This window comes from Xanthobacter sp. NM-59, from assembly GCF_021401125.1.
Classification (GTDB): domain Bacteria; phylum Pseudomonadota; class Alphaproteobacteria; order Rhizobiales; family Xanthobacteraceae; genus Xanthobacter.
Genome location: NZ_JACBFQ010000010.1, coordinates 149,431 through 168,932, shown reverse-complemented (window position 1 = coordinate 168,932; position 19,502 = coordinate 149,431). Strand labels below are relative to the sequence as shown.

Annotated in this window: 19 protein-coding genes; 10 read left to right on the top strand and 9 right to left on the bottom strand. The window is 68.5% G+C overall.

Annotation, left to right across the window (positions count from 1 at the left end; all coding sequences use genetic code 11):
- Positions 1 to 92: 92 nt before the first annotated feature.
- A complete protein-coding gene (locus L0966_RS17370; RefSeq protein WP_234053229.1) occupies positions 93 to 1,118 on the top strand; it encodes a HAMP domain-containing sensor histidine kinase in 1,026 nt (341 codons plus the stop codon).
- A 949-nt stretch (positions 1,119 to 2,067) separates the two neighbouring features.
- Here L0966_RS17370 and queG read toward each other — a convergent pair.
- Positions 2,068 to 3,210, bottom strand: a complete 1,143-nt coding sequence (queG, locus tag L0966_RS17365; protein WP_234053290.1) for a tRNA epoxyqueuosine(34) reductase QueG — start codon at positions 3,208 to 3,210, stop codon at positions 2,068 to 2,070.
- Positions 3,207 to 3,896: a glutathione S-transferase family protein gene (locus tag L0966_RS17360; RefSeq protein WP_234053228.1), complete on the bottom strand. Its 690-nt coding sequence runs from the start codon at positions 3,894 to 3,896 to the stop codon at positions 3,207 to 3,209. Before L0966_RS17360 ends, queG begins: the two co-directional genes overlap by 4 nt.
- A gap of 425 nt (positions 3,897 to 4,321) precedes the next feature.
- Between L0966_RS17360 and L0966_RS17355 the strand changes: the two genes are divergently transcribed.
- Positions 4,322 to 5,128: an undecaprenyl-diphosphate phosphatase gene (locus L0966_RS17355; RefSeq protein WP_234053227.1), complete on the top strand. Its 807-nt coding sequence runs from the start codon at positions 4,322 to 4,324 to the stop codon at positions 5,126 to 5,128.
- A 68-nt stretch (positions 5,129 to 5,196) separates the two neighbouring features.
- Here the strand turns inward: L0966_RS17355 and L0966_RS17350 are convergent, their stop codons facing one another.
- The 6 genes from L0966_RS17350 to L0966_RS17325 form a co-directional block, all read right to left on the bottom strand.
- Complete coding sequence (locus tag L0966_RS17350; RefSeq protein WP_234053226.1) at positions 5,197 to 5,637, bottom strand: NfeD family protein; 441 nt, start codon at positions 5,635 to 5,637, stop codon at positions 5,197 to 5,199.
- A 7-nt stretch (positions 5,638 to 5,644) separates the two neighbouring features.
- A complete protein-coding gene (locus L0966_RS17345) occupies positions 5,645 to 6,625 on the bottom strand; it encodes an SPFH domain-containing protein (RefSeq protein WP_234053225.1) in 981 nt (326 codons plus the stop codon).
- Between the two features lie 426 nt (positions 6,626 to 7,051).
- Positions 7,052 to 8,110: an esterase-like activity of phytase family protein gene (locus L0966_RS17340; RefSeq protein ID WP_234053224.1), complete on the bottom strand. Its 1,059-nt coding sequence runs from the start codon at positions 8,108 to 8,110 to the stop codon at positions 7,052 to 7,054.
- Positions 8,110 to 9,996 (bottom strand): cobaltochelatase subunit CobT, encoded by a 1,887-nt coding sequence (gene cobT / locus L0966_RS17335; protein ID WP_234053223.1) that lies wholly within the window; start codon positions 9,994 to 9,996, stop codon positions 8,110 to 8,112. Before cobT ends, L0966_RS17340 begins: the two co-directional genes overlap by 1 nt.
- 78 nt (positions 9,997 to 10,074) lie before the next feature.
- The gene (gene cobS, locus L0966_RS17330) at positions 10,075 to 11,058 is read right to left on the bottom strand and encodes a cobaltochelatase subunit CobS (RefSeq protein WP_234053222.1); all 984 of its coding nucleotides are present in this window, start codon (positions 11,056 to 11,058) and stop codon (positions 10,075 to 10,077) included.
- A 116-nt stretch (positions 11,059 to 11,174) separates the two neighbouring features.
- Positions 11,175 to 11,786 carry a J domain-containing protein gene (locus L0966_RS17325; protein WP_234053221.1) on the bottom strand — a complete coding sequence of 204 codons (612 nt, stop codon included), beginning with the start codon at positions 11,784 to 11,786 and terminating at the stop codon, positions 11,175 to 11,177.
- A 193-nt stretch (positions 11,787 to 11,979) separates the two neighbouring features.
- Here L0966_RS17325 and L0966_RS17320 point away from each other — a divergent pair, with 193 nt between their 5' ends.
- The 8 genes from L0966_RS17320 to L0966_RS17285 all read left to right on the top strand — a co-directional run bounded on the left by L0966_RS17320 (position 11,980) and on the right by L0966_RS17285 (position 18,319).
- Positions 11,980 to 12,294: a BolA family transcriptional regulator gene (locus L0966_RS17320; RefSeq protein WP_234053220.1), complete on the top strand. Its 315-nt coding sequence runs from the start codon at positions 11,980 to 11,982 to the stop codon at positions 12,292 to 12,294.
- 129 nt (positions 12,295 to 12,423) lie between these two features.
- Positions 12,424 to 13,179, top strand: a complete 756-nt coding sequence (gene queC / locus L0966_RS17315; RefSeq protein WP_234053219.1) for a 7-cyano-7-deazaguanine synthase QueC — start codon at positions 12,424 to 12,426, stop codon at positions 13,177 to 13,179.
- A 10-nt stretch (positions 13,180 to 13,189) separates the two neighbouring features.
- Complete coding sequence (locus L0966_RS17310; protein WP_234053218.1) at positions 13,190 to 13,546, top strand: lysozyme inhibitor LprI family protein; 357 nt, start codon at positions 13,190 to 13,192, stop codon at positions 13,544 to 13,546.
- A gap of 57 nt (positions 13,547 to 13,603) precedes the next feature.
- Positions 13,604 to 14,299 carry a pyrimidine 5'-nucleotidase gene (locus L0966_RS17305; protein ID WP_234053217.1) on the top strand — a complete coding sequence of 232 codons (696 nt, stop codon included), beginning with the start codon at positions 13,604 to 13,606 and terminating at the stop codon, positions 14,297 to 14,299.
- A gap of 259 nt (positions 14,300 to 14,558) precedes the next feature.
- Entirely contained in the window at positions 14,559 to 15,863 is a 1,305-nt protein-coding gene (locus L0966_RS22570; RefSeq protein WP_234053216.1) for a GGDEF domain-containing protein, read from the top strand.
- Positions 15,856 to 16,713, top strand: a complete 858-nt coding sequence (locus tag L0966_RS17295) for a GNAT family N-acetyltransferase (protein ID WP_234053215.1) — start codon at positions 15,856 to 15,858, stop codon at positions 16,711 to 16,713. The genes L0966_RS22570 and L0966_RS17295 overlap by 8 nt, the downstream gene beginning before the upstream one ends.
- A 119-nt stretch (positions 16,714 to 16,832) precedes the next feature.
- On the top strand, positions 16,833 to 17,540 hold the full coding sequence (locus tag L0966_RS17290) for a TerB family tellurite resistance protein (protein ID WP_370640809.1): 708 nt from the start codon (positions 16,833 to 16,835) through the stop codon (positions 17,538 to 17,540).
- Positions 17,537 to 18,319, top strand: a complete 783-nt coding sequence (locus L0966_RS17285) for an N-acetylmuramoyl-L-alanine amidase (protein WP_234053213.1) — start codon at positions 17,537 to 17,539, stop codon at positions 18,317 to 18,319. The genes L0966_RS17290 and L0966_RS17285 overlap by 4 nt, the downstream gene beginning before the upstream one ends.
- A 9-nt stretch (positions 18,320 to 18,328) precedes the next feature.
- Here L0966_RS17285 and L0966_RS17280 read toward each other — a convergent pair whose 3' ends face one another.
- Positions 18,329 to 19,345, bottom strand: a complete 1,017-nt coding sequence (locus L0966_RS17280) for an SIS domain-containing protein (RefSeq protein WP_234053289.1) — start codon at positions 19,343 to 19,345, stop codon at positions 18,329 to 18,331.
- Between the last annotated feature and the right edge of the window lie 157 nt (positions 19,346 to 19,502).

Genomic DNA, 19,502 nt, shown 5'->3' with positions numbered 1-19,502 from the left:
ACGGTCCCGTTGATGGGTTCATTCACTGCGGCAGCCGGTTGGTTCCGGCGCCGCCCGTGCCAGGGGGGCGCCCAGGAGCGCCACGGTTTCGCATGCACGGCTCCGTTCGGCCCCGGGTGACCCCGTCGCCCGCTCCCGCCCGCCAGGACGGCGCGGCGCGCTCCGCCGTGCCGGTCGCTTTGCTGTCGGCTGCCGTGGGCACCCTCGGGGCGGGGGCCGCCGCGCTGGCCTGGGGCGGCGTGGCGGCGCTGGTCGTGGTTGGCGCCGCCGGGGTGGCGGCGGGCGCGTTCGCGCTCGCCTGGGCGCGCGGTCTCGACCAGGAGCGGGCCCGCCTTGAGGCCCGGCTCGCCGCCGTGGAGGCCGCGCGCGCGCGAGCGGAGGCGGACAATCTCGCCAAGTCGCGCTTTCTGGCCGAGATGAGCCATGAGCTGCGCACGCCGCTCAATACGGTGATGGGTTTTTCCGAGATGATGGCGGACGAGGTGCTGGGCCCCCATCGCGTGCCCGCTTATGGCGGTTATGCCCGCGACATTCTCGCTTCCGGCCGGCATCTCCTGGCGCTGGCGGACGATCTGCTGGATCTGGCGCGCATCGAGAGCGGGCACCGGGTTCTGTTGGAAACACCGGTACATCTGGGCCGGCTGGGGCAGGAGTGCCTCGCCATGCTGCGGCCGGATGCCGCCAGCCGCCGCCTGACCCTGCGTGTGGAGCCTGCCGAGGGCGCGCCCGCGCGGCTGTGGGGCGATGAGCGGGCGGTGCGCCAGATCATCCTCAACCTGTTGGCCAATGCGGTGAAATTCACGCCGCAGGACGGCGAGGTGCGGCTGGTGACTGGTATCGACGCCAGCGGCGCCCCCTTCCTGGCGGTGGAGGACACCGGAGCCGGGGTGAGCGAGCGCGAGCTGCCGCTGGAGGACGCGCGCCACCGCGAAAGCCGGCTGGACGTGAAGAGCGGCCGTGGCGCCGGGCTGGGCCTTGCCATCGTGCGGGCGCTGGCGACCCTGCATGGCGGTGAGCTGAGCCTGACGCGCCGGGCCGCCGGCGGCACCCGCGCGCGCGTCGTCTTCCCCAAAAGCCGCGCCTTGGACGCGCCGTTGGAGGCCACCGAGAAGGTGTGAGCGGCATCGGCCGGGCGTGAGCCGTTCGCGTCGATGGTGCCACTCGGGATGCCGGGCGCGGTGCGCGCATGAGCGCGCCGGGCGGGGGGCGATGGCGGTGCCGCCGAAGTTTTTCAGGTCCACGCCTTCTGTGCGCCAGCCACAGGCCAATTCAGCCTTTCATGGGGGCCGCTGAAGTCTCTTGGCCTGTTGTTTGGCCTGTTATTTCGCACGTTTCACTCCGGCGCACCGGTTCGCGCGTCCCTCGGAAATGCTCTGGGCGGGCCATGTTGGTCGTGATCCGCTTCTCGCCGATGAAGCCGGGCTGCTGCGGATCGTGCGGCTTCTGGCGCGCGGGCGTTGAGGTGGCGACGAGCGATATCGGCCCGGCCTGTCCACGGGGCGGGCATCGTTTCTCGGGGAGCGCGGTGCCGGGCGGCGCAGGAAGCGCCAGACGGCATCTGGGACATGGTGATCCCGTCTCCGCCTTCATGCCGTGCCGCGTCAGGCGCGGGTTTTCGGCGAGGCACCTGATGATGAGGGCGCGCTGCGGCCACTTCACCACGGACGAGATCGAAACCCCGAACCGGGCGGTTAGATCCCGATTCGTGTCGCCGGCGTGCGCGGCGGCAATGATCCGTTCGCGCGGATCATTGGAGAGGGGGCTTCGATACGGGCCTTCGCCCCTCAGCTATTCTGAATCAGGATCCCGCCTCCAACCGCACCCGCCCCGATTCACTCGGCCAGGGAAACGCTCGCGCGCGGTTTCGAGCCGAACCGGCAACCGGCGCGGGAAAGAAACGCCGGAAAACACAAGGATGGGCTGTTTCATCGTTTCGATGAAAGGCGGAAGGCGTCCAGCGCCGGGGGCATTGGCATTGGCCTTGGTGCGTCGTCGAGCCTTCGTGGCCCCGCCCGCAGATGGCGAGCGGGCGGCGTCTTCCCTGCGCTGCTGCGCGGAAATGGGGGGTCAGGCGCCGCCTTCCGCGTCCCATTCCCCCCTCACCTCGGCGTCTTCCTCCAATGGCGCGTGGCGGCTGGCGAGGGTCTGGAAATCCGCCACGGGCAGCAGCCGCGCGAGCGCCCACACCGCCGCGCTCCGCACCAGGGGCGAGGGGTCGGCCAGCCGGGCGCCGGCGGCCTCCGCAAATCCCGCGTCTCCGGAATTGCCCATGGCGATCAGCACGTTGCGGATGAAGCGATCGCGCCCCACCCGCTTGATGGGGCTCTTGGGAAAGCGGGCGCGGAAGGCCGCATCGTCCAGGCTCACGAGGTCCAGCAGGCGCGGCGCCTCGTTCTCCGCCCGCGCCGCGAGTTTCACCTCGCGCCCGGCCACCGCGAACTTGTTCCAGGGGCAGGCGGCAAGGCAATCGTCGCAGCCATAGATGCGGTTGCCGATGAGGGGGCGCAGATCGCGCGGGATGGGCCCCTTCAGCTCGATGGTGAGGTAGGACACGCAGCGCCGCGCGTCGATCTGGTAGGGCGCGGGAAAGGCGGCGGTGGGGCAGGCCTCGAGACAGGCGCGACAGGAGCCGCAATGGTCGCGTTCCGCGGTGTCGAAGGGCAGCTCCAGGGTGGTGGCGATGGCGCCCAGGAACAGCCAGGAGCCGAACGCCCGCGACACCATATTGGTGTGCTTGCCCTGCCAGCCGAGGCCGGCCGCTGCCGCCAGCGGCTTTTCCATGAGCGGGGCGGTGTCCACGAACACCTTCACGTCCCCTTCGCCCGCCGCCGCGAGGAGGGCGCGGGCGATGCGCTTCAGCTTGGGCTTGATGATCTCGTGATAATCCTCCCCCCGCGCATAGACGGAGAGGGCGCCCGTCATGGCGTCCGCCTGCGCGGCACGGGGGTCCTGCTCGGGTCCGTAATTGAGGCCGAGCATGATCACGGCCCGCATGTCTGGCCACAAAGCGAGGGGATCGGCGCGGCGCTCTAGGGTCTCGGCCATCCAGCCCATGTCGCCATGGGCGCCGCTCGCCACCCATTGGGCGAGGCGGGCGCCGGCCGGAGCGATGGCGCGCGGGTCGGCGATGCCGATGGCGTCGAAGCCCTCGGCGCGGGCCAGCTCCTCAAGCCGGGCGCGCAGCGCGGCGGGTGTCGGCGGGGTTTTCAGAAATCGAGATCCGCATAGGTCTTGGAGGGGGGCATTCCGGGAATGCTCTCGCTCAGCAGCGCGCGGAAGGTCGGGCGCGACTTGATGCGCGCATACCAGTCCCGTGCGTGCTCGTCCTCGTCCCATGGGACATCGCCCAGATAGTCCGCGACGGACAGATGCGCGGCCGCCGCCAGGTCCGCCTGGCTCAGCCGCCCGCCGGCGAGCCATTTGCGGGCCTTGGCGAGCCAGCCGATATATTTGAGATGATAGCGCAGATTGGTGCGGGCCATGCGCAGCGCGGTGGCATCCGGCGGGCCGCCGCCCTGCTGGCGGTTCATATAGCGCTTGTGAATGCGCTCGCGCACCAGCGGCTCGGTGGATTCCACGTACATCTTCTCGTTGAACCACGAGGTCAGCCGGCGCACCTCCACCCGCTCGGCGGGCGCATCGGGCAGCAGGCGGTGGTCGCCCAGGGCAAGGCCGCGGGTTTCATCGAGATATTCGGCGATGATGCCGGCCCCGGGCACGGAGGCGCACTGCTCCTCCACGATCACCGGGGTTTCACCGGCGGGATTGAGGGCCAGGAATTCGGGCCGGCGCTCCCACACCCGTTCTTCCACAAGCTCCGGTTCCAGCCCGTACTCGGCGAGCAGCAGGCGAACGAAGCGGGAATGGGGGCAGAAGGGATGATGGTGCAGATACATGGGGCACTTTCGCCGGGGCGTTCGAGCGCCACGCGCTCACCCGGCCCGGTCATGTTTAGTGACGGATTCTTTCCGATTGGTTCCATTTCGCGCATGCCGCGCCGCGGTGCCGAAAGGGAAGGCCGCGCCTTGCCGCCGCGAGCGAAACGCAAGCCCGGCCGCCAACCAATGCGTCTTTTGCCGCATGTAGAACCCCCGCCCGCGCCCTCGCAAGGGGGCGGGACGCGGAAGATGGGCATGGGTGGTCCGAACATACCGTTTGCAACGCACAAAATGCCGCCATGGCCTCAATCGGCAGCCGGGTGCCTCTGCGGAATGGCTGGCGCGCGGCGTAAGAGCGGCTTAATGGCTCTTCGCGCAGGATGGCGCGCCCGGCGGCCCGGGTGCGCCATTCCGCTTCCTCTCCCTTCGGATCTTCTCAGCCCATGACCCTCGGCGACATGTTTGAAGCGCTCGTGCTCGGCCTCGTGGAGGGCCTGACCGAGTTCATTCCCGTCTCGTCCACCGCCCATCTGCTGCTGCTGGGCCATTTCCTGGGCTTCGAGAGCACCGGGCGCACCTTCGAGGTGCTGATCCAGCTGGGCGCGGTGCTGGCGATCCTCACCGTCTATTTCGAGCGCTTTGTGCGGGTGGCGAAGATGCTGCCCACCAGCCCGGGGGCGCGGCGGTTCGTCATCGGCGTGGTGGTGGCCTTCCTGCCGGCGGCGGTGATCGGGGCGATGGCGCACGGCTTCATCAAGAGCGTGCTGTTCGAGACGCCGGTGCTTATCTGCTGCACGCTGATCTTCGGCGGCATCGTGCTGCTGTTCATCGACAAGGTGGTGCCGGAGCCGCGCTACAACAACGCTATGGGCCTGCCATGGCAGGTGGCGCTGAAGATCGGCTTCTGGCAGTGCCTGGCCATGATCCCCGGCATGTCGCGCTCGGGCTCCACCATCGTCGGCGCCATGCTGATGGGTGTGGACAAGCGGGCGGCGGCCGAATTCTCCTTCTTCCTGGCCCTGCCCACCATGCTGGGCGCCTTCACCTATGACCTCTACAAGAACCGCAACGCGCTCTCCTTCGACGACGGCATCCTGATCGCCATCGGCTTCGTGGCGGCCTTCTGCGCGGCGGTGATGGTGGTGCGCTCGCTGCTCGATTTCGTGTCCCGCCACGGCTACAAGCCGTTCGGCTGGTGGCGCATCGCGGTGGGCATCGCCGGGCTGATCGGGCTCGCTTGGGTGGGTTGAGCGCCCGGCCCCTCGTGTTTCAACCCGCCGGATGCCTCTTCCGGCGGGTTTTTCTTTGCCGGAGACGGTCAGGCCGCCTCCACTTTCAGAAGGGTGCCGTCCACCGCCACCACCTTCACGTCCGTGCCGGCGGAAAGGTCGGGGCCGGTGATGCGCCAGACCGTATCGTCGATGCGCACCCGTCCCACGCCGCCCGCAATGGGCTCGTCCAGGGTGAACACCCGGCCCACGAAGCCCTGTGCCCGCCGGTTCAGGAACGGCCGGTCGGAGGCGTGGCCGGGACCGGGGGACACCTTGCGCCCCACCAGCACCGCCACCACCGCCAAGGCGGCGAAAGCGAGCACCTCGGTCTGCCAGGACAGGTCCACGGCATAGGACAAAGCGCCGGTGACGAGGGCGGCCAGCCCCAGCCACAGGAGGAAGGCGCCGGGCACCGCGATCTCGGCCACCAGCAGCACCCCGCCGAGGATGAACCAGGCCCAGGGCCCGAGATCGGTCAGAAGTGGCATGGGATCCTCACGCGCCGGGCGGAACGGTGGGGCCGGTGGCGCGGCCGCGGCGGGGCGGCGGCGTGGTTTCCGAACCGAAGGCGGCGCGGGCGATCTCGCCGATGCCAGTGAGGGAGGAGAGCAGGGCCGTGCCCTCATAAGGCACCAGCACCACCTTCTGGTTGGGGGAAGCGCCCAGGGTCTCGAACGCCTTCACGTATTTCTCGGCGATGTAGTAGTTGAGCGCCGCCGGATCGCCGCTCTCTATGGCGGCGGACAGCATCTGGGTGGCGCGGGCATCGGCCTCCGCCAGGCGCTCGCGGGCCTCCGCGTCGCGGAAGGCGGCCTCGCGCCGGCCCTCGGCCTCCAGGATCTGGCTCTGCTTCTGACCTTCCGCCTTCAGGATCTCCGACTGGCGCATGCCCTCGGCCTCCAGGATGGAAGCGCGCTTCTCGCGCTCGGCCTTCATCTGGCGGGCCATGGCATTCACCAGGTCCGCCGGCGGCACGATGTCCTTGATCTCGATGCGGTTGATCTTCACCCCCCAGGGAGAGGCCGCCGCGTCCACCACGGCCAGCAGGCGCACATTGATCTCGTCGCGGTGGGACAGCAGCTGGTCGAGGTCCATGGAGCCCATGACGGTGCGGATATTGGTCATGGTCAGGGCCAGGATGGCGGTGTCGAGCCGGGCCACCTCATAGGAGGCGCGCGCCGCGTCGAACACCTGGAAGAAGGCGACGCCATCCACGGAGACGGTGGCATTGTCCTTGGTGATGACCTCCTGGGTCGGCACGTCCAGCACCTGCTCCATCACGTTCACCTTGTTGCCGATGCGGTCGATGAACGGAACGATGAGGTTGAGCCCGGGATTGAGGGTCTTGGTGTAGCGGCGGAAGCGCTCGACGGTATATTCGTAGCCCTGCGGCACGGTCTTCACCCCGGCGAAGACGATGGCGATGGCGAGCACCAAGAGCACGATCACGAACAGGTTCGGGCCGATCTCGATCATGTCATCTCCTAGAGCGCTTCCCCGCAAAGAGGGAACCGGTTCGCGTGAAGGAAACGCGTAAAAACAAAAGGATAGACTGCTTCTGCGCTTCCATGAAAAGCCGAAGCGGCCCATGGGCCGCGCCTTGAGACGGGCTGCCCGCACTCCGCCGGTGGTGTCCCGGCAGGGGCGCGGGGGAACTGGCCTGCCGATGCGTGAGCTCGGGCAGGCGGCGCAGTCGAGCATGGGGCCGGCGCGCTCGCAAGCAGGGCTTTAGGGTGGTGCCGCCAGCCGGGACGTCCGCGTGCGCCGGGAACGAAGCGCGATCCGGCGTTGGGAAGCGATTCGCGCGCCTTTTGTTCGCCTTTGGTCCGCGTGGGCGCGCCCGGTGTCCCAGAATGGGATTTTGCCGCTGCAGGGGCCGTTGCGGGGCGCGTTGGGCGTGTTTCAGTCCGCAATCACCGCGAAACGCAGCAGGATGGTGCGCTGGAGGGGGCTGAAATTATCGTCGGAAATCATGGTGAGCAGGGTTTCGCCGGCGGCGTTGGTGGTCACCGCGAGCCCTTCCATATTGTCGATCTCGTAGCCGCTGTCGAAGGTGCCGAGAATGGTGCCGCTCAGCACCGCCCCCGGCTTCACCTCTGCCAGGGCGAAGCGGCGCAGCTGCATCAGCACGCCGGTGGCCAGTGAAAAATGGCGTTCCAGCAAGTACATGTCGCCATTGGGCGCGAGCGCGAGGTCGGTGGCGTTGAAGGGGCCGCTCTTGGTGATGGTGAAACGGCCGGGATGCGGCCCGCCGATGATGTAGCCCGGCAGATCCTCGCCCTTCTGAATTCCATCCTCGCCGATGCCGATGAGCGCGCCCTTCAGCGGGCCGGAGCGGACATAGGCCAGGCTCTCCAGCCCGAGATTCCAGCGCAGGTCGCGCACCATGGGGGCGGGCACGCGGGTGCCATCCTGCCCCAGCGGCGTGCCGGTCTTGGGATCGAGCGGATAGCGCCAGATCTCGTTCACGCTCTCCAGCCCCACATAGGCGGCCTGGGGGGTCAGGGTGAGGGATTCGCTGTCGCCGCGCCCGCGCTGTGCCTGGAGGCGGCCTTCATCATCCTTCAGCGCCGCGGCCATCACATCGGACAGGCCGGTGGGCTTGCCGCCCTCCAGGTCGAGCCGGCCGGAGAGGAAAACGCCGGCATCGGTGACCGCGACGAAGCGGTTGTCGTTCCCCAGGCTGAAGCCCGAAATGCCGCCGAACGCGGGATAGGTGGATTTCAACACAAGCCCGCCGCGGAAGCTCAGCGCGCCGAAGCGGGTGCCGTCCTCGGCGATCTTGAAGCGGGTGATGGGGGTGGCCGTGACGATCAGTGCCTCGGGCTGCTCCGGCAGGGCGGTGGGCTTGGAGGAGGCCGAGCCCACCAGAACCGCCGCGCCTGCCGCGAGCGCCAACAGGGCGCCTGCCGCCGCGCCGATGATCCGCCCCTTGTACCTGCGGCCCGTTGGAGCCGCCATCAATGCACCCGGCGGCGGGTGGAGGGGGCCGCGCTTTCCGCGAACAGCTCGGCCAGCTTTTCGGTCATCACGCCGCCCAGCTCCTCGGCGTCGACGATGGTCACGGCGCGCTTGTAATAGCGCGTCACGTCATGGCCGATGCCGATGGCGATCAGCTCCACCGGCGAGCGGGTCTCGATCTCGGAGATGATGTGGCGCAGGTGCCGTTCCAGATAATTGCCGGCATTCACCGAGAGGGTGGAATCGTCCACCGGCGCGCCATCGGAGATCATCATCAGGATGCGCCGCGCCTCGGGGCGGACCAGCAGGCGCTGGTGGGCCCAGTCGAGGGCCTCGCCGTCGATATTCTCCTTCAGCAGCCCCTCGCGCATCATGAGCCCGAGATTGCGGCGGGAGCGGCGCCAGGGCGCGTCGGCGGACTTGTAGACGATGTGCCGGAGATCATTGAGGCGGCCGGGATGAGCCGGCTTGCCGGCGGCGAGCCACGCCTCGCGGGATTGGCCGCCCTTCCAGGCGCGGGTGGTGAAGCCCAGCACCTCCACCTTCACGCCGCAGCGTTCCAGGGTGCGGGCCAGGATATCGGCGCAGGTGGCGGCCACCGTGATGGGACGCCCGCGCATGGAGCCGGAATTGTCGATGAGCAGCGTCACCACCGTGTCGCGGAAGTCGGTGTCCCGCTCTCGCTTGAAGGACAAAGCGGCGGTGGGATCGGTGACCACGCGGGAGAGGCGGGCCGGATCAAGCACGCCCTCTTCCAGGTCGAATTCCCAGGCCCGGTTCTGCTGCGCCAGAAGGCGCCGCTGCAGCCGGTTGGCGAGCCGCGCCACGACCCCCTGGAGATGGGACAGCTGCTTGTCCAGATAGGCGCGCAGGCGGGTGAGCTCCTCCGGGTCGCAGAGGTCCTCGGCGTGCACTTCCTCGTCGAACTTGGTGGTGAATGCGTGGTATTCAGGTCCGCGATTGTCGTGGGTCACCGGCGGGCGGGGCTGCCAGGGCTCGGCCTCCTCGTCGCTGTCGCCGGGCTCGGCGCCGTCGGGCATTTCCTCGGGCGGGGCGGACTCGGCGTCGATCTCGCCCAGGGGCAGCTCTTCCTCGGAGAGCTGGGCATCGGCCTCGGACGCGCCCTGCTGGCTCTCATCCTGCTTGGACTGGCCCTGCTCGGCGCCCTCTTCCTCCGAGCCGCCCTGCTGGTCCTCGTCTTCCTCGTCGCTCTCGGAATCGAGGCTGGAATCCTCGCCCATGTCGAGGGAGGAGAGCATGTGGCGGGCGATCTCGCCGAAGTGCTTCTGGTTGTTGATGGAATCGAGCAGCCGGCCGAGATCCTTGCCGGCCTTGTCCTCGATGAGGGGCCGCCACAGGTCCACCAGCGCCTTGGCATCGTGCGGTGGTGCCTCGCCGGTCAGGCGCTCGCGCACCAGGAGGGCGATGGCATCCTCGATGGGGGCTTCCGAGCGCTCGGTGACGTCGGCGAGGTTGGCGCGGTGGTAGCGGTCCTGGAGCATGGCCGCGATGTTGCCCCTGGTGCCGGGCATCCGGTTGGAGCCGATGGCCTCCACCCGGGCTTGCTCCACCGCCTCGAATACGGCGCGTGCGGTGTCGCCCACTGGCAGCATCTTGCGATGAACGGAGGGGTCATGACAGGCGAGCTTCAGGGCGAAGGCGTCCGCCTGTCCGCGCACGATGGCGGCGTCATGGGCGGTGAAACGGCGCGGCGGTTCGCTGAGGCGCACACGGCCGGGGGCCAGGCCCGGCCGCTCCGATGAGAAGGAGACCTCGAACTCGCCCACCCCGGCAATGGCCTTGAAGCAGCCGGTGACAGCCCGCTTGAAGGGCTCGGTGGAAGCCTCGGCGGAGGGCTTTCCAGGGGTGCGGTTGGTGGGCGCCATGGTCCGGCTCTTTCTCGACTCGTCACGCGGGGCAGGCGGTGCCGGTCCGTGGACCGGCACCCGGACGGGGAGGCCGCCTCAGGAAAGGGCGACGTTCACCGTGCTCTCGGTCAGCTCCTGGCCGAAGCAGCGCTGGAAGAATTCCGCCACCAGCGGCCGTTCCAGCTCGTCGCACTTGTTGAGGAAGGTGACCCGGAGCGCGAAGGCGATATCCTTGAAGATGTCCGCATTCTCGGCCCAGGTGATGACCGTGCGCGGGCTCATCACGGTGGACAGGTCGCCATTGATGAAGGCTTGGCGGGTGAGGTCGGCGAGCCGCACCATGCGGTTGACCGTGTCGCGCCCTTCCTGGTTCTGGAAGTGCTTGGCCTTGGCCAGAACGATGTCCACTTCCTTGTCATGGGCCAGATAGTTCAGGGTGGTGACGATGGACCAGCGGTCCATCTGCGCCTGATTGATCTGCTGGGTGCCGTGATAAAGGCCGGTGGTGTCGCCGAGGCCGATGGTGTTGGCGGTGGCGAACAGGCGGAAGGCGGGGTGAGGGCGGATCACCCGGCTCTGGTCGAGCAGGGTCAGGCGGCCGGAGGATTCCAGCACCCGCTGGATGACGAACATCACGTCCGGCCGGCCGGCGTCATATTCGTCGAACACCAAGGCGATGTTGTTCTGGTAGGCCCAGGGCAGGATGCCGTCGCGGAACTCCGTCACCTGGAGCCCGTCCTTCACCACGATGGCGTCCTTGCCGATGAGGTCGATGCGCGAGATGTGGCTGTCGAGATTGATGCGCACGCACGGCCAGTTCAGCCGCGCCGCCACCTGCTCGATATGGGTGGACTTGCCGGTTCCGTGGTATCCCGTGACCATCACGCGGCGATTGTGGGCAAAGCCGGCGAGGATGGCGAGGGTGGTCGGGCGGTCGAACAGATAATCGGGGTCGAGATCGGGAACGTGCTCGTCGGGCTCGGAATAGGCCGGCACTTCCATGTCGATATCGATGCCGAAGGTCTGGCGCACCGACACTTTCATGTCCGGGGTCGGGGCAAGGGTTTCGGTGCCGCTCATAAGTCCTCCGTGGGCGAATGCTGTGCGCCCTTCGCGTCTGAATCTCCGCCCGGCAGGCTCGACCGAAGCCGGCTCTCGGGCAACATGAAAAATGTCACGCCCGGCGATTGCCGGGGTCAGCAAAAGCCAGCCTGCTTGAGGTTGGTGTAGGCCTGGATGACGGAGCGCAGCCGGTCCTCGGAGGACCGGTCGCCGCCATTGGCGTCGGGGTGGTGCTTTTTCACCAGTTCCTTGTAGCGGGCCTTGATCTCGTCCGCCCCGGCGGACATTTCGAGGCCCATGACTTCCAACGCCCGCCGCTCGGTGGTGCGGATCACGCGGCCGTCCGGCTCCTCCCGGTCGGCGCGGAAGGTGCGGCCCATTTCGGAGGCAAAGCCGAACGGGTCCTTGGCATCCTTTGTGAAACCGTCACGCGTGGCCTCGTTGGCCGCCTGCCCGCGCGCGCCCATGCGCCAGGTGGGCCGGTGGCCGGTGAGCGCGTCCTTCTGATAGGCCGAGACGGCGTCGTCGGGCATGCCCGCGAAGTAGTTGTAGGACTGGTTGTATTCCTTCACATGGTCGAGGCAGTAGTGCCAATACTGGCCTTCCATGCTCCGTCCCTTCGGCGCGCGGTGAGTCGCGGGCGCGTCGCAGCCGGGCCACTGGCAGCACGCCTGCCGCGGAGCCTGCGAGCGGTCGTCGCCGGGTTTCACGCGAATGCGGTCGAAGAGCGGGGAGTTAAGCTTCATGATCGGGCGATTATGAGCGTCGCGCCGCGGCGCGGCAAGGAATGAGCTGGGTCTGCGCGCCCCGTGGAGGGGCTCGGCGGCCATGCCCGGCAAAGGATAGGCGGGCCACGATAACGCTTATATAATGTCCCGTGGCCGGTGCGCCATCGCGGCGCGGTTACGGCCCCCTTTCATTTCAGACATCGGTTTCATCATGCCCCAGCCCTCCCTTTCCCAGACCTCCCTGGCCTCCATTCGGGAGACCCTGCAGAGCGGCCTCAATCCGGTGACGCTCGACCTCATCGACGAAAGCCACAAGCATGCCGGCCACATGGGCGTGAGCCACGACCACAAGGGCGCCCACCGCGAGGATGGCGGCGTGACCCATGTGAAGGTGCGCGTGGTGTCGCCGGACTTCGTGGGCAAGAGCCGGGTGGAGCGTCATCGCATCGTGAATACCCTGCTCCAAGGTGAGATCGACAAGGGCCTGCACGCCATCACCATCGATGCGAAGGCCCCCGGCGAGTGAGATCCGCGTGGGGGCGCGTGCCTCCGGCGTAAATGAGAGCGGACCGGGCGGGGGCGGACGGCCGGTGCGGCTTCAATGACGAAATGGGCTCGCGCCGTCGCGGGCCCGGAAGACGAGACCTCAGGCGAAATGAACACCGCCAGCGTGCGTGATTTGGATGGCGCCCCGGAAGGGGCGCTGGTGCTGTTTTCCGGCGGGCAGGATTCCACCACCTGCCTGGCCTATGCGCTCGATCGCTTCGAGCGGGTGGAGACGGTGGGCTTCGCCTATGGCCAGCGCCACGCGGTGGAGCTGGACTGCCGCCCGCGGGTGCGGGAAGCGCTGGCGCGCCTCAACCCCAGCTGGCGCGGCCGGCTGGGCGAGGACCACATGGTGAGCCTCGATGCCCTGGGCCAGATCTCCGACACGGCGCTGACCCGCTCGGTCGCCATCGAGATGGAGGAGGGGGGGCTGCCCAACACCTTCGTGCCGGGGCGCAACCTCATCTTCCTGACGTTCGCGGCCGCGCTCGCCTATCGGCGCGGGCTGAGGCACATCGTCGGCGGCATGTGCGAGACCGATTTTTCCGGCTATCCCGATTGCCGCGACGACACGGTGAAGGCCATGCAGGTGGCGCTCAACCTCGGCATGGAAAGCCGGTTCGTGCTGCACACCCCGCTCATGTGGATCGACAAGGCCGAGACCTGGCGCCTGGCGGAAAGCCTGGGCGGGGCGTCGCTGGTGGCGCTGATCCAGGAGGAGACCCACACCTGCTATCTCGGCGAGCGCGGAGAGCGGCACGACTGGGGCTATGGCTGCGGTGCCTGCCCCGCCTGCCGTCTTCGCGCCGACGGATATGCGCGCTACCGTGCGGGCATCCGGGGGCCGGCCACGGCCGGGGGATGAGGAGGGCTTCATGCGCGCAAGGGCCGGTTTGTTGGGGGGCCGCAGGCTCGCCGCGGGCGGGCTCGGAACAGGGCCGGCGCGCGCGGCCAGCTTCGATTGCGCCACCGCCCGGACCGCCGACGAAAAGGGCGTGTGCGGAAACTGCGAGCTGCAGCAGCTCGATGTGAAGATGAGCACGCTTTACGGCGTCATCACGCGCCTGGTGGCCATGGGGCAGCGCGGCGACATCCAGGATGCGCAGCGCGCCTGGCTCTCGCGCCGAGCCCTGTGCGGGGGCGAGGTCACCTGCCTGCGACAGGCCTATCAGGGCCGTATCCAGGAGCTGGAGGCGGGCCTTGCCGCCATCTATTCGCGCGGGCCGTTCTGATCCGGCCTGCTTTCCTCCCGATCCGGCGCACCCGTTGCGTGCGCCTGCGAGCTTTCGATGACCTTTCCGGTTCCGCCATCCCGCTTCCAGAACGTCGACACCTGGGTGTTCGACCTCGACAACACCCTCTACAGCGCCGACCACGATCTGTGGCCACAGATCGACGCGCGCATGAAGTCCTACATCTCGGATTTCCTGGGCATCGCGCCCGATGACGCTTTCAGGCTCCAGAAGGATTATTATCGCCGCTACGGCACCTCGCTGCGCGGGCTGATGATCGAGCACAAGATGGATCCCGGCGCGTTCCTGGACCATGTGCACGATATCGACCTGTCGGGACTTGTGCCCACGCCGCGCCTGGGCGAGGCCATCGATGCGCTGCCGGGACGCAAGATCGTTTATACCAACGGATCAGTGGGCCACGCCCATAACGTGCTGTCCAGGCTTGGCATAGATGATCGGTTCTCGGCGGTTCACGACATCGTCGCCGCCGGGTTCCAGCCCAAGCCCACGGAAGCTGCGTATCGCGGCTTCCTCCACGCCCATGACGTGGATCCGCGGCGCGCCGCCATGTTCGAGGATCTGGCGCGGAACCTGGAGGTTCCCCACCAGCTCGGCATGGCGACGGTGCTGGTGGTCGCCCCATCCCACCGCCCCGGCACGCGTGAGGCCTGGGAGCTGGAGGGGCGCGATGCGGCCCATGTGGACCAGGTCACTGACGACCTGCCCGCCTTTCTCGAAAGGCTGGCCTGAAAGGGCGTCGGGGCGGGCGCCGCGGCGGGCCCCGCCTCGCTCCGCGGAAGGAGTGAATAGCCGGCTTGCGGCCCATAATGCAGGTGGCGCCGTGTCCTGATAGGGGTATCATAATGGTGCTTCGCGGTGGCGGCGGGATGAAACCTTGCCTGTCATCGCGATTTCAACCACTGCGTGCAATATTGCCTATACCTTTTACGTCAACGCCACATATAGTGCTGTGAGCGGCTCAGCCGACGGTACCCGCGAGGCCTCCGCAGTGACGAATGCAGAGCAGCATGCCTGGGTTGATCTCGTCCACGCCCCCGTGATGGTGGTGGATCGGGAGGGGGCGCGGGTCGTCAGGGCCAATGCGCAGGCGGTGGGGCTTGTCGGCGACAGTCTCGATGGGCGCGATCTCGTCGATCTTTTCGGAGCTTATGCCGCCGGCCGGCTGCAAGCGGTATTGGGCGGCGGCAGCCATGATCCCGAGGAGGTGGTGCTTTACTGCCGCACCCCATTCGGCCTTGCCACCATAGGCTTCAAGCCCTCCTGGCTGCCGGGTGACGCTGGCGCGGTGGTCACGCTGCGTGATCCCCGCGGGCCGTCGGCCGTCGGGCGCGGCAGCGCGGCCCCGCCGGCTGCCGATTTCGGACCCATGCTGGAAGAGATCGTCCGCTCGCTTCCCGTTGGCGTCGAGATTTATGACGGCAACCTGCGCGAGCTGTTCTTCAACAACCTTTCCGACCAGATGTTCGGCGTCGGGGCCACGGCCCACGGGCCGGTGCAGGGCGATCTCGACGGCTGGTGGGAGCGCGCCTTTCCCGATGATGCGGCCCGCGCGCGGGCGATTCAGGGCTGGCGGGAATGTCTGGACGGCGCGCGCGCCGATCCCTCGACGGTCAAGGAGGCCGAGTGGGAAGTGCTTTGCCGGGACGGGCAGACCCGCACCGTGCAGTTCCGCTTCCGCTTCGTGGGCGACACCTACATCGTGGTGTTCTGGGACGTTTCCGAGCAGCGCCGGCTGGAGCATGAGCTGCGCCACCTTGCCGTGACCGATGAGCTGACGGGCCTGTGCAACCGCCGCCACTTCTTCGACGAAGGCGACCGCGCCTTCCGCCTGGCGGTGGCCACATGTAGTGAGCTCGCGGTGCTGATGATCGACCTCGACCACTTTAAGTCCATCAATGACGGGCACGGCCACGGCGCCGGCGACGCGGTGTTGCGGGAGGTCGCGCGCCGTTGCCGCGGCACGCTGCGGGCGCGCGACCTGGTGGCGCGGGTGGGAGGGGAGGAATTCGCCGTGCTGCTGCCCACCACCGACATGGCGGGTGCCCGCCATGTGGCCCAGAACCTCGTTGCCTGCCTGTCTGGACAGCCGGTAGAGATCGAGACCGGCGCGTTGGACGTGCGGGCCAGCATCGGGGTCGCAGTCCTGCTGCCGGGTGATCGCAGCATTGAGGCCGTGATTGAGCGGGCGGATCGCGCTCTTTATGCCGCCAAGGACGGTGGGCGGAACCAGGTGGTGGTGTTCCCGCCCTCCGCTTCGGCGGCCGACGGCGATGGGGCGATGCTTTATGAATGATGCCCCGCTCATCCGCGCCCTGACCGACGCCGAGGTCAACACGGCTGTGGAGTGGGCCGCCCGGGAGGGCTGGAACCCGGGCCTCGCCGATGCCGCCGCCTTTCGCGCGCAGGATGAGGCGGGCTTCCTCGGCCTGTTCACGGGCGATGAGCTCGCGGCGACCCTCTCCGCGGTGCGCTATGCGGGCGGCTTTGCCTTCCTGGGCTTCTATATCTGCCGGCCGCAGCTGCGCGGGCGCGGCCTGGGCTGGCGCCTGTGGCAGGCTGGCATGGCGCGGCTGGAGGGCGGTACGATCGGCCTCGACGGGGTGCTGGCCCAGCAGGCCAATTATGCCAAATGCGGCTTTGAGCTCGCCCATCGCAACATCCGCTATGGCGGTGTTCCGCGCGAGCTCGCGGCTGCGGGCGCGGGCGCTGTGACCCTGACGCCGGAACTGCGGGCGGAGGTCGAGGCCTTTGATGCGCTGCATTTCGGCTTTGCCCGGCCAGCCTTTCTGGCCCATTGGCTGCAGCCCCCGCTGGGCGCCGCGCGGGTGCGCGTCGAGAATGGCCGGGTGACGGGCTATGGCGTGATCCGTCGCTGTCGCGAGGGCTTCAAGATCGGCCCCCTGTTCGCGGAGACCGCCGCCGGCGCGGGCGCGCTGTTCGCGGCGCTTGCGGGGCAGGCGCAGGGCGTCGCGCCTGGCGCGCCCGTCTATCTCGATGTGCCCGAGCCCAATGGGCCGGCGCGCGCCTTGGCGCAGGAGGCCGGCCTTGCCCCGATGTTCGAGACAGCGCGCATGTATCGCGGCCGCGCGCCCCACCTGCCCTTGGCGCGCATCTTCGGCATCACCAGCTTCGAGCTCGGCTGAGCAGTGCCGGCTGTCCACACCCGGCGCCGGAATGTGGGCATTCGTCTCGGCGATGCGGGGGCATCTTGAGAACGCCAAAGTGCTGCCCTAGCTCCCCGTGATCCACGAGGGAGATGCTCTTGACCTACGGATTGATCGGCGGCACCGGCCTCGGCCTTGTTCTGGGCGGGCCGCTGGGGGCGCTTCTGGGCGCCCTGGCGGGACACGTGCTGGACCGGCTGCTGTTGGCGCCCGCGCCCCGGCCCGCTGCCTTTTCGGTGGCGCTCATCGCTCTTTCCGCCAAGATGGCCAAGGCCGATGGCGTGGTGGTGCCGGCGGAGGTCGAGGCGTTCCGGCAGGTGTTCGACATTCCGCCGGAGGATTTCGACGCCGTCTCGCGGCTCTACAATCTCGCCAAGGCCGATGTGGCCGGTTTCGATGCCTATGCCCGCCAGGTGGCCGAAATGTTCGCCGACGATCCCGAGACCCGCGAAGACCTGATGGACGCGCTGTTCCACGTGGCCAAGGCCGATCACGCCCTGCATCCGCGCGAGCTTGCCTTCCTGGAGGAGGTGGGCCGCATCCTGGGCTTTACCGGCGCCGCCTATGCCCGCATCGAGGCGCGCCATGTGCGCCGGGCGGATGATCCCTATGCGGTGCTCGACCTGTCGGCCGAGGCTTCCGATGTGGAGGTGAAGCAGCGCTGGCGGGCGCTGGTCGCCGCCCATCATCCCGACCGCATCGCCGGGCGTGGCCTGCCACCGGCGGCGGTGAAGCTCGCCAATGACCGGGTGGCGGCGCTGAACGCCGCCTATGGCCGGATCGCCGAACTCAGGGATATCAAGTGACCGACGCCGTTTCGTTCGCCCCCGACTGCCCGCTGGTGTCCGCGGTGGTGCCCTCGCCCAATTTCGGCCCGCGCCGCGCCGCCATCGACATGCTGTTGCTGCACTATACGGGCATGGAGACGGCGGAAGCCGCCATCGCCGCCCTGCGCAACCCGGCGGCGGAAGTCTCGTCCCATTATGTGGTGCTGGAGGATGGGGGCATCCTCCAGCTGGTGCCGGAGGGCGCGCGCGCCTGGCATGCGGGCCTGTCCGAGTGGGAGGGCGTCAGCGACACCAATTCGCATTCCATCGGCGTCGAGATCGTCAATGGCGGCCATGAATATGGGCTGCCGGCCTATCCCCCGGCGCAGATTGCGGCGGTCACGCGCCTGAGCGCGGACATCGTCGCGCGCCATGCCATCCGGGCCGACCGGGTGCTGGGGCATTCGGACGTGGCGCCGGCCCGCAAGGAGGATCCCGGCGAGCATTTCCCGTGGGAGGTGCTGCACGCCGCCGGCATCGGCCATCTGGTGCCCGAGGCGCCGGCGACCGGTGGCCGGTTCCTGATGCCCGGCGACAGCGGGCCGCCGGTGGAGGCGTTCCAGGCCATGCTCGCCCTTTATGGCTATGGCATCGCAGTGAGCGGGCTCTATGACGCGGCCACCAGCCAGGTGGTGACCGCGTTCCAGCGGCACTTCCGCCGCTCGCGGGTGGATGGGGTGGCCGATGCCTCCACCATCATGACCCTGCATCGGCTGGTGTCTTCGCGCCCTGCCGCCGCGCGCCCCGCTATGGCGTGAGCGGCGACGTCAGGCGACGCCGATCCGCAGCAGGTCGTGGACGTGGAGGGCACCCACCGGCCGGCCATCCTCGGCCACCAGCAGCGAGGTGATCTTCAGCGCGTTCATGATCTTCAGCGCCTCGGAGGCGAGCTGGTCCGGACGCACCGTCTTGGGAGTGGAGGTCATCACCATCTCGACCGGCTGGCTCACGAGATCGTTGGCCATGTGGCGGCGCAAGTCGCCATCGGTGACGATGCCCACCAAGCGGCCGTCGGTGTCGAGCACGCCCACGCAGCCGAGGCCCTTGCCGCTCATCTCCACCAGGGCGGCCCCCATGAGGGTGCCGGCCTTCACCAGCGGCAGGGCATCCCGGCCGCGCATCACGTCGCGCACGAAGGAGAGGCTCGCGCCCAGCTTGCCGCCGGGATGGAACTGCCGGAACTGCAGCGCCGTGAAGCCGCGCGCCTCCAGCAGCGCCACCGCGATGGCGTCGCCCAGGGCGAGCTGCATCACCGTGGAGGTGGTGGGCGCAAGGCCCAGCGGGCACGCCTCGGAGGCCATGGGCAGCTGCAGCAGCACCGAAGCCATGCGGCCGAGCGTGCTTTCGCCATGGGCGGTGAAGGCGATCAGCGGCGCGTCGAACCGCCGCGAATAGTTAACCAGGTCCCGCAGCTCGGCGGTCTCGCCCGACCAGGACAGGGCGATGATGACGTCGTCGGCGGTGATCATGCCGAGGTCGCCATGGCTCGCCTCAGCCGGATGGACATAGTAAGCCGGGGTGCCGGTGGACGCGAGGGTGGCGGCGATCTTGCGGGCCACGTGGCCGCTTTTGCCCATGCCCGTCACGACCACGCGCCCGCGCGCCCCGCGAATGGTTTCCACCGCCTGCTCGAAGGACGAGCCGAGCGGCCCCTCAAGGGCCTCGATCAGGGCCTTGAGCCCATCGCGCTCGGCTTCCACCGTGGCCACGGCCGAACTGACGGAAGCGTGCTGCGGCAGCACGGCGCGCTCATCGCGCGCGGGTGTCTTCTGCGAAACTGTCATGCTCATTTCATAGCACCGATGGCGGCACCGATGGAATGTCACTTCTCAACCCTGCCGCGCAACGGCGAACGGGCGGAGCGACTTCGGTTCGATTTGGGGCCGCCCGTCCCATCAAGCGCGTCAAAACTTGATAGGAGGTTGGCGGCCGCCAATGGCA

Bases quoted from the DNA above. Each gene is read 5' to 3' on its own strand.
- L0966_RS17370 (WP_234053229.1), top strand. From the start codon at position 93: ATGCACGGCTCCGTTCGGCCCCGGGTGACCCCGTCGCCCGCTCCCGCC.
- L0966_RS17360 (WP_234053228.1), bottom strand. From the start codon at position 3,896: ATGTATCTGCACCATCATCCCTTCTGCCCCCATTCCCGCTTCGTTCGC.
- L0966_RS17355 (WP_234053227.1), top strand. From the start codon at position 4,322: ATGACCCTCGGCGACATGTTTGAAGCGCTCGTGCTCGGCCTCGTGGAG.
- L0966_RS17350 (WP_234053226.1), bottom strand. From the start codon at position 5,637: ATGCCACTTCTGACCGATCTCGGGCCCTGGGCCTGGTTCATCCTCGGC.
- L0966_RS17345 (WP_234053225.1), bottom strand. From the start codon at position 6,625: ATGATCGAGATCGGCCCGAACCTGTTCGTGATCGTGCTCTTGGTGCTC.
- L0966_RS17340 (WP_234053224.1), bottom strand. From the start codon at position 8,110: ATGGCGGCTCCAACGGGCCGCAGGTACAAGGGGCGGATCATCGGCGCG.
- cobT (WP_234053223.1), bottom strand. From the start codon at position 9,996: ATGGCGCCCACCAACCGCACCCCTGGAAAGCCCTCCGCCGAGGCTTCC.
- cobS (WP_234053222.1), bottom strand. From the start codon at position 11,058: ATGAGCGGCACCGAAACCCTTGCCCCGACCCCGGACATGAAAGTGTCG.
- L0966_RS17325 (WP_234053221.1), bottom strand. From the start codon at position 11,786: ATGAAGCTTAACTCCCCGCTCTTCGACCGCATTCGCGTGAAACCCGGC.
- L0966_RS17320 (WP_234053220.1), top strand. From the start codon at position 11,980: ATGCCCCAGCCCTCCCTTTCCCAGACCTCCCTGGCCTCCATTCGGGAG.
- queC (WP_234053219.1), top strand. From the start codon at position 12,424: ATGAACACCGCCAGCGTGCGTGATTTGGATGGCGCCCCGGAAGGGGCG.
- L0966_RS17310 (WP_234053218.1), top strand. From the start codon at position 13,190: ATGCGCGCAAGGGCCGGTTTGTTGGGGGGCCGCAGGCTCGCCGCGGGC.
- L0966_RS17305 (WP_234053217.1), top strand. From the start codon at position 13,604: ATGACCTTTCCGGTTCCGCCATCCCGCTTCCAGAACGTCGACACCTGG.
- L0966_RS17295 (WP_234053215.1), top strand. From the start codon at position 15,856: ATGAATGATGCCCCGCTCATCCGCGCCCTGACCGACGCCGAGGTCAAC.
- L0966_RS17280 (WP_234053289.1), bottom strand. From the start codon at position 19,345: ATGACAGTTTCGCAGAAGACACCCGCGCGCGATGAGCGCGCCGTGCTG.